This window comes from Roseburia yibonii (assembly GCF_014297335.1).
Taxonomy (GTDB): Bacteria; Bacillota; Clostridia; order Lachnospirales; family Lachnospiraceae; genus Roseburia_D; species Roseburia_D yibonii.
Window position 1 is genome coordinate 59,477 of the sequence record NZ_JACOQH010000005.1, and the last position, 14,084, is coordinate 73,560.

The 14,084-nt window shown below is 48.5% G+C and carries 13 protein-coding genes; 1 reads left to right on the forward strand and 12 read right to left on the reverse strand.

The genetic code is table 11. The features are described from left to right. Nucleotides 1-43: 43 nt before the first annotated feature. The 9 genes from H8Z76_RS08175 to hisA all read right to left on the reverse strand — a co-directional run bounded on the left by H8Z76_RS08175 (nucleotide 44) and on the right by hisA (nucleotide 10,237). Nucleotides 44-1,042, reverse strand: coding sequence for an ABC transporter substrate-binding protein (locus H8Z76_RS08175; RefSeq protein WP_279287692.1), 999 nt, complete (start codon nucleotides 1,040-1,042; stop codon nucleotides 44-46). A 67-nt stretch (nucleotides 1,043-1,109) separates the two neighbouring features. Beyond that, nucleotides 1,110-2,132, reverse strand: a complete 1,023-nt coding sequence (locus H8Z76_RS08180; RefSeq protein WP_022516421.1) for an ABC transporter permease — start codon at nucleotides 2,130-2,132, stop codon at nucleotides 1,110-1,112. 22 nt (nucleotides 2,133-2,154) lie between these two features. Beyond that, the gene (locus H8Z76_RS08185) at nucleotides 2,155-3,663 is read right to left on the reverse strand and encodes a sugar ABC transporter ATP-binding protein (RefSeq protein WP_186982215.1); all 1,509 of its coding nucleotides are present in this window, start codon (nucleotides 3,661-3,663) and stop codon (nucleotides 2,155-2,157) included. Between the two features lie 286 nt (nucleotides 3,664-3,949). Next, entirely contained in the window at nucleotides 3,950-4,891 is a 942-nt protein-coding gene (locus tag H8Z76_RS08190; RefSeq protein WP_147618661.1) for an ROK family protein, read from the reverse strand. A 51-nt stretch (nucleotides 4,892-4,942) separates the two neighbouring features. After that, nucleotides 4,943-6,046, reverse strand: coding sequence for a M23 family metallopeptidase (locus H8Z76_RS08195; protein WP_186982216.1), 1,104 nt, complete (start codon nucleotides 6,044-6,046; stop codon nucleotides 4,943-4,945). Nucleotides 6,047-6,186: 140 nt separating this feature from the next. Then, nucleotides 6,187-7,401 (reverse strand): LL-diaminopimelate aminotransferase, encoded by a 1,215-nt coding sequence (locus H8Z76_RS08200; RefSeq protein ID WP_022516417.1) that lies wholly within the window; start codon nucleotides 7,399-7,401, stop codon nucleotides 6,187-6,189. Nucleotides 7,402-7,544: 143 nt separating this feature from the next. After that, a complete protein-coding gene (locus tag H8Z76_RS08205; protein WP_022516416.1) occupies nucleotides 7,545-8,093 on the reverse strand; it encodes an ANTAR domain-containing response regulator in 549 nt (182 codons plus the stop codon). A 20-nt stretch (nucleotides 8,094-8,113) separates the two neighbouring features. Then, entirely contained in the window at nucleotides 8,114-9,445 is a 1,332-nt protein-coding gene (glnA, locus tag H8Z76_RS08210) for a type I glutamate--ammonia ligase (RefSeq protein WP_022516415.1), read from the reverse strand. Between the two features lie 3 nt (nucleotides 9,446-9,448). Then, complete coding sequence (gene hisA, locus H8Z76_RS08215) at nucleotides 9,449-10,237, reverse strand: phosphoribosylformimino-5-aminoimidazole carboxamide ribotide isomerase (protein ID WP_022516414.1); 789 nt, start codon at nucleotides 10,235-10,237, stop codon at nucleotides 9,449-9,451. Nucleotides 10,238-10,527: 290 nt separating this feature from the next. Here hisA and guaB point away from each other — a divergent pair, with 290 nt between their 5' ends. Next, nucleotides 10,528-11,985 carry an IMP dehydrogenase gene (gene guaB / locus H8Z76_RS08220; protein WP_022516413.1) on the forward strand — a complete coding sequence of 486 codons (1,458 nt, stop codon included), beginning with the start codon at nucleotides 10,528-10,530 and terminating at the stop codon, nucleotides 11,983-11,985. A gap of 79 nt (nucleotides 11,986-12,064) precedes the next feature. Here the strand turns inward: guaB and H8Z76_RS08225 are convergent, their stop codons facing one another. The 3 genes from H8Z76_RS08225 to spoVAD all read right to left on the reverse strand — a co-directional run bounded on the left by H8Z76_RS08225 (nucleotide 12,065) and on the right by spoVAD (nucleotide 14,003). After that, a complete protein-coding gene (locus tag H8Z76_RS08225; RefSeq protein WP_186982217.1) occupies nucleotides 12,065-12,481 on the reverse strand; it encodes a hypothetical protein in 417 nt (138 codons plus the stop codon). Between the two features lie 79 nt (nucleotides 12,482-12,560). Continuing rightward, the gene (locus tag H8Z76_RS08230; RefSeq protein WP_147618665.1) at nucleotides 12,561-12,917 is read right to left on the reverse strand and encodes a SpoVA/SpoVAEb family sporulation membrane protein; all 357 of its coding nucleotides are present in this window, start codon (nucleotides 12,915-12,917) and stop codon (nucleotides 12,561-12,563) included. A 24-nt stretch (nucleotides 12,918-12,941) separates the two neighbouring features. Then, nucleotides 12,942-14,003: a stage V sporulation protein AD gene (spoVAD, locus tag H8Z76_RS08235; RefSeq protein WP_186982218.1), complete on the reverse strand. Its 1,062-nt coding sequence runs from the start codon at nucleotides 14,001-14,003 to the stop codon at nucleotides 12,942-12,944. Nucleotides 14,004-14,084 lie beyond the last annotated feature (81 nt).

Below are 14,084 nucleotides of genomic sequence, written 5' to 3' on the forward strand. Positions count from 1 at the left end.
GGCGGCCTGGCGCAGTTTCTATCAAGTTTTACTGATTGATTTCTTACTCTTTTTTCAGAACGGAAACACCGGTATCTACAACTTCACCACCGAGGTCTTTTCCGTTTAGCGCATCCACGCAGGCATCCACACCCTTTTGTCCCATGACATCCGGATTCTGTGCCATTGTGCAGAGTAAATATCCGTCGTCGATCAGGCTTAAGATCGCGTCAGACTTATCAAAACCAACACCGATAATGTCTGTTTTTCCGGATGCTTTGATCGCGTTTCCCGCACCTGTTGTGGAACCTTCGTTACATCCGAAGATACCTACCACACCCTGGGTGATATAGTTTTCCGCGATACTCTGTGATTTTGCAGCATCACCTTCCCCGTACTGGGTCTCTAACAACGTATAATCTGTTCCGTCGAATGCGCTGCGGAATCCTTCCTCACGCGCAACACAGGAATCGGTCGCTGCGTTGACATTGATTACTCCGATATCACCGGATGTAATGCCAGCTTCCTCTAATGCCTTTATCATTTCCTCACCGGCTGTTTTTCCTGCCGCTTCGTTATCTGTCGAAAATGTTGCCTCTGCCTCTACGTTTGCAGGAGAATCAACATATACGATCTTTACTCCGGCTGCGGATGCATCTTTTAATGCGGATGAGATCGCGTCCGGTCCGTTTGCCGCTACCATGATCGCGCCATATCCACCTGCAACCGCATTGTTTACACACTCGATCTGCTGTGCGTCATCTTTGGTATTCGGAGACATGAAAGTGACTGTCACGCCAAGCTTCTTTGCTTCCTCCTGCGCGCCTTCATTCATCGTTACCCAGTGCTGATCTATGGAATCCATCGTGATCAGCGCGATCTTGCAGTCTGTTCCACTGCCCGACGCATCGCTTTCGGTCGAAGCCGTGCTGCCCTGTGTTGTCGTGCTGGTCTCTGCTGTATCCCCACTTGTGTCCGTCGCATTTTCTTTTGCGCCACACCCTGCCATCATTGCCGCTGCCATTGTCGCGCAGCATAATACGGATAACAATTTTCTCTTCATTTCTACTTCCTCCTTTAATTTAAAATGAAACATTTATTTAACAAACCGGCCCCCGACCGGAAATGTCCTATTTATTACGGTTCTTTTTGCCGATCCCTTTTCCGTTTCTTACTACAACATCCAGTAATACCGCAAGCACTACGATGATTCCGATCACAAGTCTCTGGATACCAACCTGCGCACCGATCATGTTAAGACCATTTTCCAGTGTCTGCCATACTGCAGCACCTGCAAGTGTTCCAAGTAAGAGACCGGATCCTCCGAGCGGTGATACACCACCGATAACACCGGCTGCAACGCCATACATCTCATACATGTTTCCGGCTTCCATATTTCCCATTCCCGCCTGTGCGCAGAGGATAAATCCAACGACTGCCGAGCAGACCGCACTGACGAGATATGCCTTGATCGTGGTGGAAACCACATTGACACCGGAAAGCTTTGCCGCTTCCACATTAGAACCGATCGCGTAGATATGACGTCCGGTCCTTGTCTTTGCAAGCAGGAAGAAAAATACTGCAAACAAAATCATTGCGATCCAGAATGTATTGTAGATCCCGAGTGTCTTTCCATAGTAAAAGAAATTCTGGAAGGTATCCGCTTTTTCTTTTCCGATCGCCGATGCGATCGCATCTGTATTTCGATTGCCGTTTACAATATACGCGATACCTCTTGCCCCAAACATGGTACCGAGTGTTGCGATAAACGGCGGCAGTTTGAATTTTCCTACCAGGATACCATTGATCACACCGATCACCAGCGCTACAAGCAGTGTAACGATGATCGCGACGATCGGGCTTACCCCGTGTGTCATCAGTGTTGCCGATATCATAGCACTCATACCGACGACCGCACCGATGGAAAGATCAATGTTACTTGTGATCATTACAAAACTCTGTCCCACACCGATCAAAAGATATTTGGACATCGAACGCAGCAGGTTTTGTACATTCTGCCCGGAAAATACTGTGCTGTTGATCAGACCGAACGCTATGTAAATGATGATCAGTCCGCAAAACGCGGTAAGCGCTCCCCCCATTCCCTTGATCTCAAGGAATTGTTTTAACCGACTCTGTTTTTTTGCTCCCATTTATTTAACCTCCACACTAGAACTATTCTGCTTTCATCTTGTTTTCAAATGCTGTCGCGTATGTCAGGATCTCATTCTGCGATGTGTTCTTCGCATCGACTTCCCCCGTGATCCTTCCATCGCACATGACGATGATCCGATCCGCGATCCCCATGACCTCCGGCATCTCCGAAGATACGAACATTACCGCGATCCCTTGCTTTTTCAGCTCATTCATCAGATTGTAGATCTCAACCTTCGCTCCGATATCGATTCCTCTTGTCGGCTCATCAAAGATTACCACTCTCGAATTTCTCGCCAGCCATTTTCCGACTACGACCTTTTGCTGATTTCCACCGGATAATGTCGCCGCATCGACTTCAAGGTTTGCCGTTTTGATCTTCAGATCCGCTACTGCCTTTTTGCAGAGCGCGTCTTCCTTTTTACTGCTGATCACTCCCGCCCTGTCACAGACAAGATCGAGATTTGGAAGCGCAAGGTTCTGCCTGATGCTGAGCTTGGTACACAGTCCGTCTTTCTTTCGATCCTCCGGCGCAAGAACGATTCCGTTTTTGATCGCGTCTTTCGGTTCGGTGATCTTTACTTCACGGCCATCGAGATAAATCTCCCCGGTCTCTTTTGGATCAACCCCAAAGATCGCCCTTGTCGTCTCGGTTCTTCCGGCACCCATCAGTCCCGCGAATCCGACGATCTCTCCCTCGTACAGCGAAAAATTGATGTCACGGACCAGCTTTCCAGCGTTTAAGTTTTTCACTTCAAAAATCTTTTTTCCTTTTTTGCATTCCACATGCGGGAATTTTTCTTTGATCTCCCTGCCGACCATATTTGCGATGATCTCATCCATGGTCATGTCTTTAAACTCCCCGGAACAGATATACTGACCATCCCGCATGATCGTGACACGGTCGGTGATATGCTGTAATTCCTCCAGCCGGTGTGAGATATATACGATCCCGCATCCCTGGCTCTTTAACTGCTTTATGATGCGGAACAGTTCTTCGATCTCTTTGGATGTCAGTGCCGATGTCGGCTCATCCATGATCAGTATCTTTGCGTGGATTGAAAGCGCTTTCGCGATCTCGATCATCTGCTGTTTGGAAACCGGAAGATCTCCGACGGTCTGCCGCGGATTGATGTCCACCCCAAGTTCATCTAATATCCGCTTTGCCTCCGCTTCCATTTCCGCATTTTTTAAGCAGAATTTTCCTCTTTTTTCCCTTCCAAGGAACATGTTCTCGGCAACCGATAAGTGCCTGCACATGTTTAACTCCTGATGGATGATTGCAACTCCTGCCTGCTGTGCCTGCTTTGGTGTAAAATCCCCATATTCTTTACCAAAGACCTCTACCTTTCCAGTGTCTCTGGTATAAACACCACTCAAAATCTTCATCAATGTCGATTTTCCGGCACCGTTTTCCCCCAGCAATGCCATGACCTCTCCTGATCTTAGTTCGAATCGGACATGGTCAAGGGCTTTCACTCCCGGGAATGTTTTGCTGATGTCTTCCATTGAGACAATTACTTCATTCATTGTGATTACCACCTGTCTTTCCGAAATTATTTGAGAACCATTTCTTTATAATTCCATTATACGGTTTTCTTTTTGTGCAAAAAGGGTGGTAAATTTTGTTTTTTAGGTGGTAAATTATATATTTTCACTATTCTACTTAAATAAGTATACCTTATTTATGGTTTAAATGCACATATTTTTTGCCTAATTTTTTGATTAATTTTTATCTGCTTTAAAACAAAAAAGAACACCTGCTTTTTACAGATGTTCTTCTTCCTGTTCTTTCCTGTATTTTATGCGGTTTTCGTTACAGATTCGCGGCTCCGATGATGCCGGCGCTGTTTCCGAGGATCGCACACCGCACCTCCGGGATAAATGCCTTTTCTCCGGCGAAGCACACGGTTTTTATGTATGCTGTCAGCGGTCCTGTCAGTTTCTCCTTCTGGTTGCATACACCTCCGGAAAGTAGTACCACATCCGGGCGGAAGATATTGACATAGTTGGCGATCGCCTCACCCAGGTAGGTAATGTAATCATCCACCACTGCCATTGCCGCCTCGTCTTTCTGCTCTGCCGCGTCAAACGGGATCTTTCCATTCATCGCCGAAAGGTCTCCGCCGCACAGCTCGTTCATGAGCGAATCTTTCTTCTGCTCTGCGGCTCTTCTCGCCTGCCGGATCAGTCCTGTCGCGGAAACATATGCCTCCACACAGCCCTTTCTGCCGCAGGTACAGGGTTCTCCGCCAAAGATCAGGCTTGTATGCCCAAGCTCCGCGCCGCCCGCATGCGCCCCCTCAAACACTTTTCCGTCGATGATCACTCCGCCGCCGACTCCGGTGCCGAGTGTTAAGAGGATCGCGTTTTTGGTCTCTTTTGCCGCGCCTGCCTTGACCTCGCCGAGTGCCGCGCAGTTCGCGTCATTGGAAATATGGATCGGACAGGTAAAATAAGTTCCGAGTTCTTCCGCCAGCGGGATATTCTCCCAGCCAAAGTTGTTGGAATACCGCACCATTCCGCTCTCGGCATCCACCGTTCCCGGACTTCCGACTCCCACGCTGGAAAGCTCGCGCTCCTCTGCCCCGATCTTTCCAAGCAGATCTTTCACCAGATCCGCCATATCTTTTATGATCTCCTGATAAGGACGTTTTACCATTGTCGGCACGGAACCCTCCGCCAGGATCTTCTGATCCTCATCCACGATTCCTGCCTTAATATTCGTTCCTCCTAAATCAATTCCCGCTCTGTACATATTTTCTCACCTCATCATTTTAGTAGAAACAGTTCTCATGCATTATTTATATCAGTTCCCCTCGGAATTGTAAAGAGATTTTTTCATATCATAGCAGCGTTCCCACTCTTTGGTGCCATCGATCTTGCGCACTTCCATCTGATTCTTCTTTAAAAATCGGGTAAGTTCATAGCAGCTGACCCAGATCTCGTTGTCACTGTCCTTCTGCGATTCATCAAAGATCAGCTCCAGCCCGAAATGCAGATGCACTTCATCGATGTTATTAACATTCTCCGTCGTGCTGTAGCCCGTGTGCCCCATATAGCCGATCACATCCCCCGCCTTCACGGTGCCGCCCTCTTTCAGCCACTCCGCATACGGATAGTCCTGCCGCAGGTGCGCGTAATAGTAATAGCGCTTATGGTCAAAGCTGCGGATCCCGATGCGCCAGCCTCCATACTGGTTCCAGCCGAGCGCCTCCACATAGCCGGATTCCACGGCGATCACAGGTGTTCCGATCTGCCCCATCATGTCATGCCCCAGATGCTCCCGCTCAAACCCATAAGTGCGCGACACGCCAAAATCATCATAATCCCGGTACTCAAATCCCTTCGCGATCGGGGAAAAACCTTTTAACCCATACGCTTTCCGGTATGGAGCCGTCCCGTCCTTTTCGGGCTTCTGCATCTCATATTCTCCCACCAGTCCGCCAAGCACCGCCGTATAGGCATCCCGGTAATAGTTATAATATTTTAACGTTTCCGCCTCCGTTTTTAATTTCGTCGTTCCGTCCGCAAGCTTTTGTGCCAGCGCATCCATGTCCGCCACCGCGCTTTCCGAAAAATCCCCGCCGCACTTTGCCGCCTCAAGCGCCAGAAGGTCGATCCAGTTGATATGGATATCCGCTCCGTAAGTGTTCACGTCCCATTCATACGCGGTATCAAGCGCTTCACATGTCACCGTAAAATCCACCCAGCGGATGAAATCTTTTTTCCCCGCATTTCCGGCATTTTCTTCCGTACTCTCTGTGCTCTCCGTGCCCTCTGTACTCTGCCTGTACATCGTCGGCACCGTCCGTTTATACATATAATTTCTGCCCGCCGCAACACACAGGACGACCACAAAAATGACTAACTCCGCAAGTATCCCCATTTTCATTTTTTCTGACTTTTTCATAAAACAGCTTCCGTTTCAAATCTGTCCGTTCCCGTTTTCTCTTTATATGTATGCAGTCCGCCGCCCTCTTATCCCAATGAAAAAGCCGGAGAGACACTTCTTTCGCATCTCTCCGGCACTTTTTTTATTTATCTTTTTAATTATAACGCTTTGATACGCTCTAACGCCGCAACGGTATTTTCGTAGCTGCCGAATGCAGTCAGACGGAAATATCCTTCTCCGCTCGGGCCGAAACCACAGCCCGGAGTTCCGACTACATTTGCCTTCTCAAGCAGGTAATCGAAGAAATCCCAGGAAGTCATCTTCTCCGGTGTCTTTAACCAGATATACGGTGCGTTGACACCACCGTATACTTCATATCCGGCATCTTTTAAGCCTTCCTTGATGGTCTTTGCGTTCTTCATGTAGTAGCCTACCTGATCTTTTAACTGCGCTTTTCCGGCTGCGGAATATACTGCTTCTCCGGCTCTCTGCACGATATACGGCGCGCCATTGAACTTGGTGCCATGGCGGCGTGCCCACATGTCATGTAAGGATACGTTTCCGCATTTTAATTCCTTCGGGACAACCGTGTAGCCCAGACGCACACCGGTAAATCCGGCATTTTTGGAAAAGCTCTTGAGCTCGATCGCACAGGTCTTTGCTCCTTCGCACTCATAAATGGAATGTGCCACGTCATCTTCGGAGATATATGCTTCATACGCTCCGTCATAGATGATGACTGCGCCCACTTTATTCGCGTAATCTACCCATTCCTGTAACTGCGCCTTTGTGATCGTCGTTCCGGTCGGGTTGTTCGGCAGACACAGATAGATCATATCCGGTGTCTCCTTCGGGAATTCTGGTACAAAGTTGTTCTCTCTGGTGCACGGCATGTAGATCACATTGCTCCACATCTGGGATGCCGCATCGTAAGTACCGCATCTTCCCGCCATAACGTTGGAATCCACATAAACCGGGTAAACCGGGTCACACACCGCGATGCGGTTGTCAAGGGAAAAAATCTCCTGGATATTTCCGGAATCACTCTTTGCTCCGTCGGAAACAAAGATCTCATCTGCCGCGATGTCGCATCCTCTTGCCTTGTAATCATTCTCTGCGATCGCGTTACGCAGAAATTCATAACCCAGATCCGGCGCATAGCCGTGGAAAGTCTCTGCCTTTGCCATCTCATCCACTGCTCCATGCAGCGCGTCAATGATCGCCGGTACGAGCGGCTGGGTCACATCTCCGATTCCGAGACGGATGATCTTCGCATCCGGGTTCGCGTCGGAAAACGCCTTTACTTTCTTTGCAATATCACTGAACAGATAGCTGCCCGGTAATTTCTGGTAATTGTCATTGATCTGATACATGATCGTAACTGCCCCTTTCTTTTTCTTCTATTGATCTTTTAAAATTTTATTAGTATTCCTCATTGGTACTACTATTTTCATGTTCGTAGTATAACAAAAAAGAAGTACCTTGTAAAGTACTTCTTTTCCTCATTTTTTCTCATTTAGCCGTCCATCAGGCTAAGGATCATCTGTGCCGTCTCCACCATATCCGTTCCGTTATTCATGCTCCGTTTCTGGATATAGCGGTGCGCCTCCTCCTCCGTCAGATTATTTCGGCTCATCAGTACGGATTTTGCCTCCAGAATGATGTTTCTTTCCGCTTCACTTCTCTGCTTTGGCTGCGCGCGCATCTTTTTCCGCTTCCGCGCGATGGTGTACTCCATCATCTCCACCGTCTGCACCAGCTCATGCACTTTAAGCGGCATGGAAAGACAGACGATGTCCGCAATCTCTCTTTCGCTGCAGACCGCGGGGGACGCAACCAGAAGCATCTGAAACTGAGGTGGGAGATATTCATATAATTCCTGGTACATCATGTCGATAAAATGATGACTGCAGATGACGATGCCGCCTTCAAGCGCATTCGCGCTCTGTAAGGTCTGTGCTCCTGTCGTACAGACGGCCGCGACATCGTATCCGCTTTTGACCAGTATATTTTTTATACTCTTTGCATTTTCCATTTTCGGGAACGCAACAATTACATTACTCACAACGCCTCACCCTGACAACATCAAATTTTATAGAGATACTCATCGATCTCCCACTGGGTTACCTGCGAACGGTACGCAGTCCAGTCGGCTCTCTTGGCTGTGATATATTTTTCTGTGATATGTGTGCCCAGTACGTTCTTTACGAATTCGTCTTTTTCCAGTTCTTCTACTGCTGCCTCGAGATCCTGCGGCAATGCCTCGATCCCCAGTCTCTCACGCTCTGCCTCTCCCATGGAAAATACATTTTCATGCACATCTTCCGGCGGCTCGATCTTTCCACGGATTCCATCCAGTCCGGCTGCAAGGCAGATTGCAAGCACAAGATACGGATTGGCTGCCGGATCCGGGCTGCGCAGTTCCACTCTGGTGGATTCCCCTCTCGATGCCGGGATCCGGATCAACGGACTCCGGTTCGTTGCGGACCACGCGATAAAGATCGGCGCCTCAAATCCCGGAACCATACGTTTATAGGAATTGACCAGCGGATTCGTGATCGCTGTCATCCCTTTCATATGTTTCATGATACCGCCGATAAAATAATATGCTTCCCTGCTCAGTCCGAGCTTGTCCTTCTCATCCACGAAAATATTTTTTCCGTCTTTAAACAAAGACATATTTACATGCATCCCGGAACCCGCGATACCATGCTTCGGCTTTGGCATAAAGCTCGCAAACAGACCGTGGCGTTTCGCAATCGTCTTGACCGCAAGCTTAAAGGTCATGATATTATCCGCGGTGATCAGTGCCTCGTCGTATTTAAAATCGATCTCATGCTGCGCCGGTGCCACCTCATGGTGGGACGCTTCGATCTCAAAGCCCATATCTTCCAGCGTAAGGACCATATCACGTCTCGCGTTCTCTCCGAGATCGACCGGTCCAAGGTCAAAGTATCCTGCCTTTTCATGGGAGATCGTAGTCGGCTGTCCGTCATCATCGGTATGGAACAGGAAAAATTCGCACTCCGGTCCGACATTGAACGTATAACCCATCTCTGCCGCCTCTGCGATCACTTTCTTTAAGATGTAACGCGGATCGCCCTCAAACGGTGTCTGATCCGTGCAGTATACATCACAGATGATACGCGCAACTTTTCCCTGCTGCGGACGCCACGGAAAGATCGTAAATGTGTCGAGATCCGGATGCAGATACATATCCGATTCCTCAATGCGCACGAATCCCTCGATCGCGGAACCGTCAAACATGCACTGGTTATTCAACGCTTTTTCCAGCTGGCTCGCCGTGATCGCCACATTCTTCAATGTTCCGAAAATATCTGTAAACTGAAGACGGATAAACTCAACGTCCTCTTCGTCTACCATACGAATAATATCCTTTTTGGTATACTTGCTCATCTTTTACACTCCTTTATCTGCTTTCATATAATCCACTACTTCGCGATAGGAAAGTTTCCCGCCGAACAGATCGAGCGCGCTGCCGATCGTCACATTGAGCCGGTTCTTTCCCAGTTCCTTCAACTTCTCAATATCGGGAAAATCCCTGACGCCGCCCGCATAGGTGAGCGGGATCTTTCCCCAGCTTCCAAGCATCTCCGCAAGCGGTTCTTCGATTCCGTCTGCTTTGCCCTCCACATCCACCGCATGTACCAGAAATTCATCCGCGTAGGACGCAAGTTCATCCAAAAGCGCCGGCGTCACCTTTTCCTCGGTAAATTTCTGCCACCGGTCCGTAACGATATAATAGTCATCGTCCCGTTTCCTGCAGCTTAAATCCAGAACCAGATGATCCTTTCCGGTCTCCGATGCCAGACGCCTCAGATTTCCGTAATCGATCTTTCCGTTCCGGAACACATAGGAGGTCACGATCACATGGCTGGCTCCCGCGTCAAGAAACTCCGCCGCGTTCTCGTCCGTGATGCCGCCGCCTGCCTGCAAACCGCCCGGATAGGTCTTTAATGCCAGAAATGCCTGCGCTTTCGTGTCATTATAATAGGAAGAATCCCTCGCGTTTAACAGAATGATGTGTCCGCCACGGATCCCGTCCTTCTTGTAGAATTCCGCATAAAACGAGGCATCACAGTCCGCAACGAAATTTTCCTTCGCGGTATCGCCCTGATCCCGCAGGGAACTGCCGACGATCTGCTTTACTTTTCCATTATGGATATCAATACAAGGCCGAAATTCCATTTTTTCTCTCCCGTATGATTTATAATATTTATTAATCTTAATTATTAGCTGAATTTATAACGCATTTCCGCTTTTTCAGGCGTTTATACGAAAAAGGACAGAGTTCTCCCACTAAAACCCCGTCGTTTGATAAAAGAATACCACACCATGAATAAAAATAGAATACCCAAATCCATTTTTTGCTTTTCTTTTTCCCGCCACCCGCATTGACAACCCCGGTTATTTTTGCTAGAATTGAAAAAATTATTAAAAGTTAAATACGACAAACAGGAAAGAGAGGAATGAAAAAAATGGGTACAATTATCGGCGAAGGAATCACTTTTGATGACGTATTATTGGTACCGGCATATTCTGAGGTTACTCCGAATATGATCAATTTACAGACAAGACTTACTAACAAGGTGACACTTAATATTCCTATGATGAGTGCTTCTATGGATACCGTTACAGAGCACAGAATGGCGATCGCCATGGCAAGACAGGGTGGTATCGGTATCATCCACAAGAACATGTCCATCGAAGCACAGGCTGATGAGGTAGATAAGGTAAAACGTTCCGAGAACGGTGTTATCACGGATCCATTTTCACTTTCTCCAAACCATACATTACAGGACGCGGATGATCTGATGGCAAAATTCCGTATCTCCGGTGTTCCGATCACAGACAACGGCAAGCTGGTCGGAATCATCACAAACCGTGACCTGAAATTCGAAACCGACTTTTCGAGACCGATCCATGAGTGCATGACCTCCGAAGGTCTGATCACTGCTCCGGAAGGGATCACACTCGAAGAAGCAAAATCCATCCTTGCAAAGGCAAGAAAGGAAAAACTTCCGATCGTAGATAAGGATTTCAACTTAAAGGGTCTTATCACGATCAAGGATATTGAAAAGCAGATCAAGTACCCGCTTTCCGCAAAAGACGATCACGGCCGTCTTCTGTGTGGTGCCGCAGTTGGTATCACCGCAAACATGATGGATCGTATCGATGCTCTTGTAAACGCGCATGTAGATGTCATCGTTGTGGATTCCGCACACGGACATTCTTTAAATATCTTAAACGCAGTAAAAAAGATCAAAGCTGCTTATCCTGACTTACAGGTAATCGCCGGAAACATTGCTACCGGTGCTGCTGCAAAAGCCCTGATCGAAGCAGGTGTTGACGCTGTCAAGGTAGGTATCGGACCTGGATCTATCTGTACCACCCGTGTTGTTGCAGGTATCGGTGTTCCTCAGGTTACCGCGATCATGGACTGCTACGCAGTTGCAAAAGAATACAACATCCCGGTTATCGCCGATGGCGGTATCAAATACTCCGGTGATATGACAAAAGCGATCGCCGCAGGCGCAAGCGTATGTATGATGGGAAGCATGTTCGCCGGATGTGACGAAGCTCCGGGAACTTTTGAACTGTATCAGGGAAGAAAATACAAAGTATACAGAGGTATGGGATCTCTCGCTGCCATGGAAAACGGAAGTAAAGACCGTTATTTCCAGGAAGGCGCAAAGAAACTGGTTCCGGAAGGTGTCGAAGGACGTGTCGCATACAAGGGTTCCGTAGAAGATACGATCTTCCAGTTAGTCGGTGGTATCCGCTCCGGTATGGGATACTGCGGCTGCCAGACCATTCCTGAATTACAGGAAAGAGGCCAGTTCGTAAAGATCACTGCCGCTTCCTTAAAGGAAAGCCATCCGCATGATATCCATATCACAAAAGAGGCTCCGAACTACAGCATTGATGACAAATAAGATCGGCTTTTAAAAGCAAAAATAAAAGGTGTCTTTAAAACCTGTTCCGGTTTTAAGGGCACCTCTTTTTTACTCTTTCCTAGCGCGCGTTCGCTGCGGCTCCTTCTGTCACGCCGTTTGCGTTTCCGTTTGCCGCTGTATCGTTTGCGGTTGCATTGTCTGTCGCGTTTTCCACGGTGTTTCCGATATCATTTGCCACATCATCCGCAGTATCTATCACATCATTTCCGACATCTGCCGCTCCGTCCACAACGTCTCTTCCTGCCTCGGTGGTTCCGTCTACCACATCATCCACGGCACCATTTCTGTTGGTTCCGTTCATTCCTGTGGTTTCCGTTCCGGTCGTCGCATCATTCACATTTTCATCCCGGTTCGTCTCTGTCTCCGTCGCATTGGTATTATCCTCCGCCCTGTTATTATTCGTTCCACAGGCAGCAGCCATAGATACCGCAAGCGTCATAACACAGCAAAGTGCAATTCTTTTTAAGTTCTTCATCTTTATTTCTCCTTTTATATGTTGTTTTTATTTTTATATCCTTAATATGAGTCAATCCAGACGCTTTTATGCATGCATTTTACTTTTTCATCTTGGGATCAAATAAGAGTGACGCCAGATAGCCAAACACCAGAGCGGCTGAGATTCCGACAGCGCTTGCCTTGAATCCGCCCATAAAAATACCGATAAAGCCAAATTCATCCACCGCCTCTTTCACGCCCTTAAAAAGTGTATTTCCAAAGCCAAGCAGCGGTACACTCGCGCCCGCGCCCGCAAATTCCACAAACGGCGGATAGATCGCCACTGCTCCAAGCAGTGCGCCGGTGCATACCAAAAGCACCATGATCCGTCCCGGCAGCATTTTTGTTTTTTCCATCAGGATCTGTACCAGCGCGCAGATCACGCCTCCGACCCAGAATGCATTGATATAGTCCATGTCTTCCCTTCTTCCTTTTCTTTTTTATTCTTCGTGCTCGATCACCACCGCGTGCGCGATCCCCGGCACATTCTGTCCCTCATTAAAACTGACCGTGGAAAGCAGCGCGCCGGTCGGGACAAACAGGATCTTTTTCCATTCTCCCTGCGCAATTTTTTTCAGAAAATGGGCGCTGAGCGTCACTGCCGCGCAGCCACAGCCGGATCCGCCGGAATCCGTCCCCTGTGTCTGCCTGTCAAAAATTTCGACCCCGCAGTCCGTATGCACACCGCTTATGTCATAACCCTTGTCCAAAAGCAGCTTAATTAGAATCTCCTGTCCCACATACCCGAGATCCCCGGTAATGATCTTGTCGTAATCCTCCGGCTTGGTGCCAAAATCGCAGAAATGGTGGTAGATCGTATCGCACGCCGCCGGTGCCATGGCAGCTCCCATATTCATGGAATCCCGGACTCCGTAATCCACGATCCGCCCGGGCGTAAGCCCCGTGATCTTAATATCTGATTTTTTCGTCCCGAGGATATATGCCCCGCTTCCCGTAACCGTCCAGGTCGCCGACACCGGTCTCTGATTGGCGTATTCCAGTGGATAACGGAACTGTTTTTCCGCGCTCGCGAAATGGCTCGAGGTCACGGTGAGTATATGATCCGCATAACCGCCCGCCACACACATCGCGCCAAGCGCCATGGATTCTCCCGCCGTGGAACACGCCCCGTACAGTCCAAAAAGCGGGATCTGATAATCCATCAGGCCAAACGAAGTCGCGATCGTCTGCCCTAACAGATCCCCCGCAAAGATGTAGCGGATGTCCTCCGGCGCAAGCCCCGATTTTCCAAGCGCAAGTGCCGTCGATTCCTTCTGCAGGGAGCTCTCCGCCTCCTCCCAGGTATCCTCTCCGAATTTGTCCGTATCGCATATCATGTCAAATTCATTTCCAAGCGGCCCTTCCCCTTCTTTTTTTCCGACCACTGACGCGCTTGCAAGAATGTAGGGCGCCTGTGTGAAATGAATACTCTGCGTGCCAATTATCTGCAACTTTTTGTCCTCCTTATTTTTGTGTAGAAATCCATATTCTCTGTTTTCCATTCACGTTTCAAAGTATTGTTTCTGTTTCTTCTCTTAATATGCTCGGACAAAACAGTTTTTATACCAACAGGAGATGAAAAG

What these genes read in the sequence shown, in the direction of transcription:
- H8Z76_RS08185 (WP_186982215.1), bottom strand. Translation starts at nt 3,663, where the DNA reads ATGAATGAAGTAATTGTCTCAATGGAAGACATCAGCAAAACATTCCCG.
- H8Z76_RS08230 (WP_147618665.1), bottom strand. Translation starts at nt 12,917, where the DNA reads ATGGACTATATCAATGCATTCTGGGTCGGAGGCGTGATCTGCGCGCTG.
- hisA (WP_022516414.1), bottom strand. Translation starts at nt 10,237, where the DNA reads ATGGAATTTCGGCCTTGTATTGATATCCATAATGGAAAAGTAAAGCAG.
- H8Z76_RS08200 (WP_022516417.1), bottom strand. Translation starts at nt 7,401, where the DNA reads ATGTATCAGATCAATGACAATTACCAGAAATTACCGGGCAGCTATCTG.
- guaB (WP_022516413.1), top strand. Translation starts at nt 10,528, where the DNA reads ATGGGTACAATTATCGGCGAAGGAATCACTTTTGATGACGTATTATTG.
- glnA (WP_022516415.1), bottom strand. Translation starts at nt 9,445, where the DNA reads ATGAGCAAGTATACCAAAAAGGATATTATTCGTATGGTAGACGAAGAG.
- spoVAD (WP_186982218.1), bottom strand. Translation starts at nt 14,003, where the DNA reads ATGGAAAACAGAGAATATGGATTTCTACACAAAAATAAGGAGGACAAA.
- H8Z76_RS08180 (WP_022516421.1), bottom strand. Translation starts at nt 2,132, where the DNA reads ATGGGAGCAAAAAAACAGAGTCGGTTAAAACAATTCCTTGAGATCAAG.
- H8Z76_RS08225 (WP_186982217.1), bottom strand. Translation starts at nt 12,481, where the DNA reads ATGAAGAACTTAAAAAGAATTGCACTTTGCTGTGTTATGACGCTTGCG.
- H8Z76_RS08195 (WP_186982216.1), bottom strand. Translation starts at nt 6,046, where the DNA reads ATGAAAAAGTCAGAAAAAATGAAAATGGGGATACTTGCGGAGTTAGTC.
- H8Z76_RS08190 (WP_147618661.1), bottom strand. Translation starts at nt 4,891, where the DNA reads ATGTACAGAGCGGGAATTGATTTAGGAGGAACGAATATTAAGGCAGGA.
- H8Z76_RS08175 (WP_279287692.1), bottom strand. Translation starts at nt 1,042, where the DNA reads ATGAAGAGAAAATTGTTATCCGTATTATGCTGCGCGACAATGGCAGCG.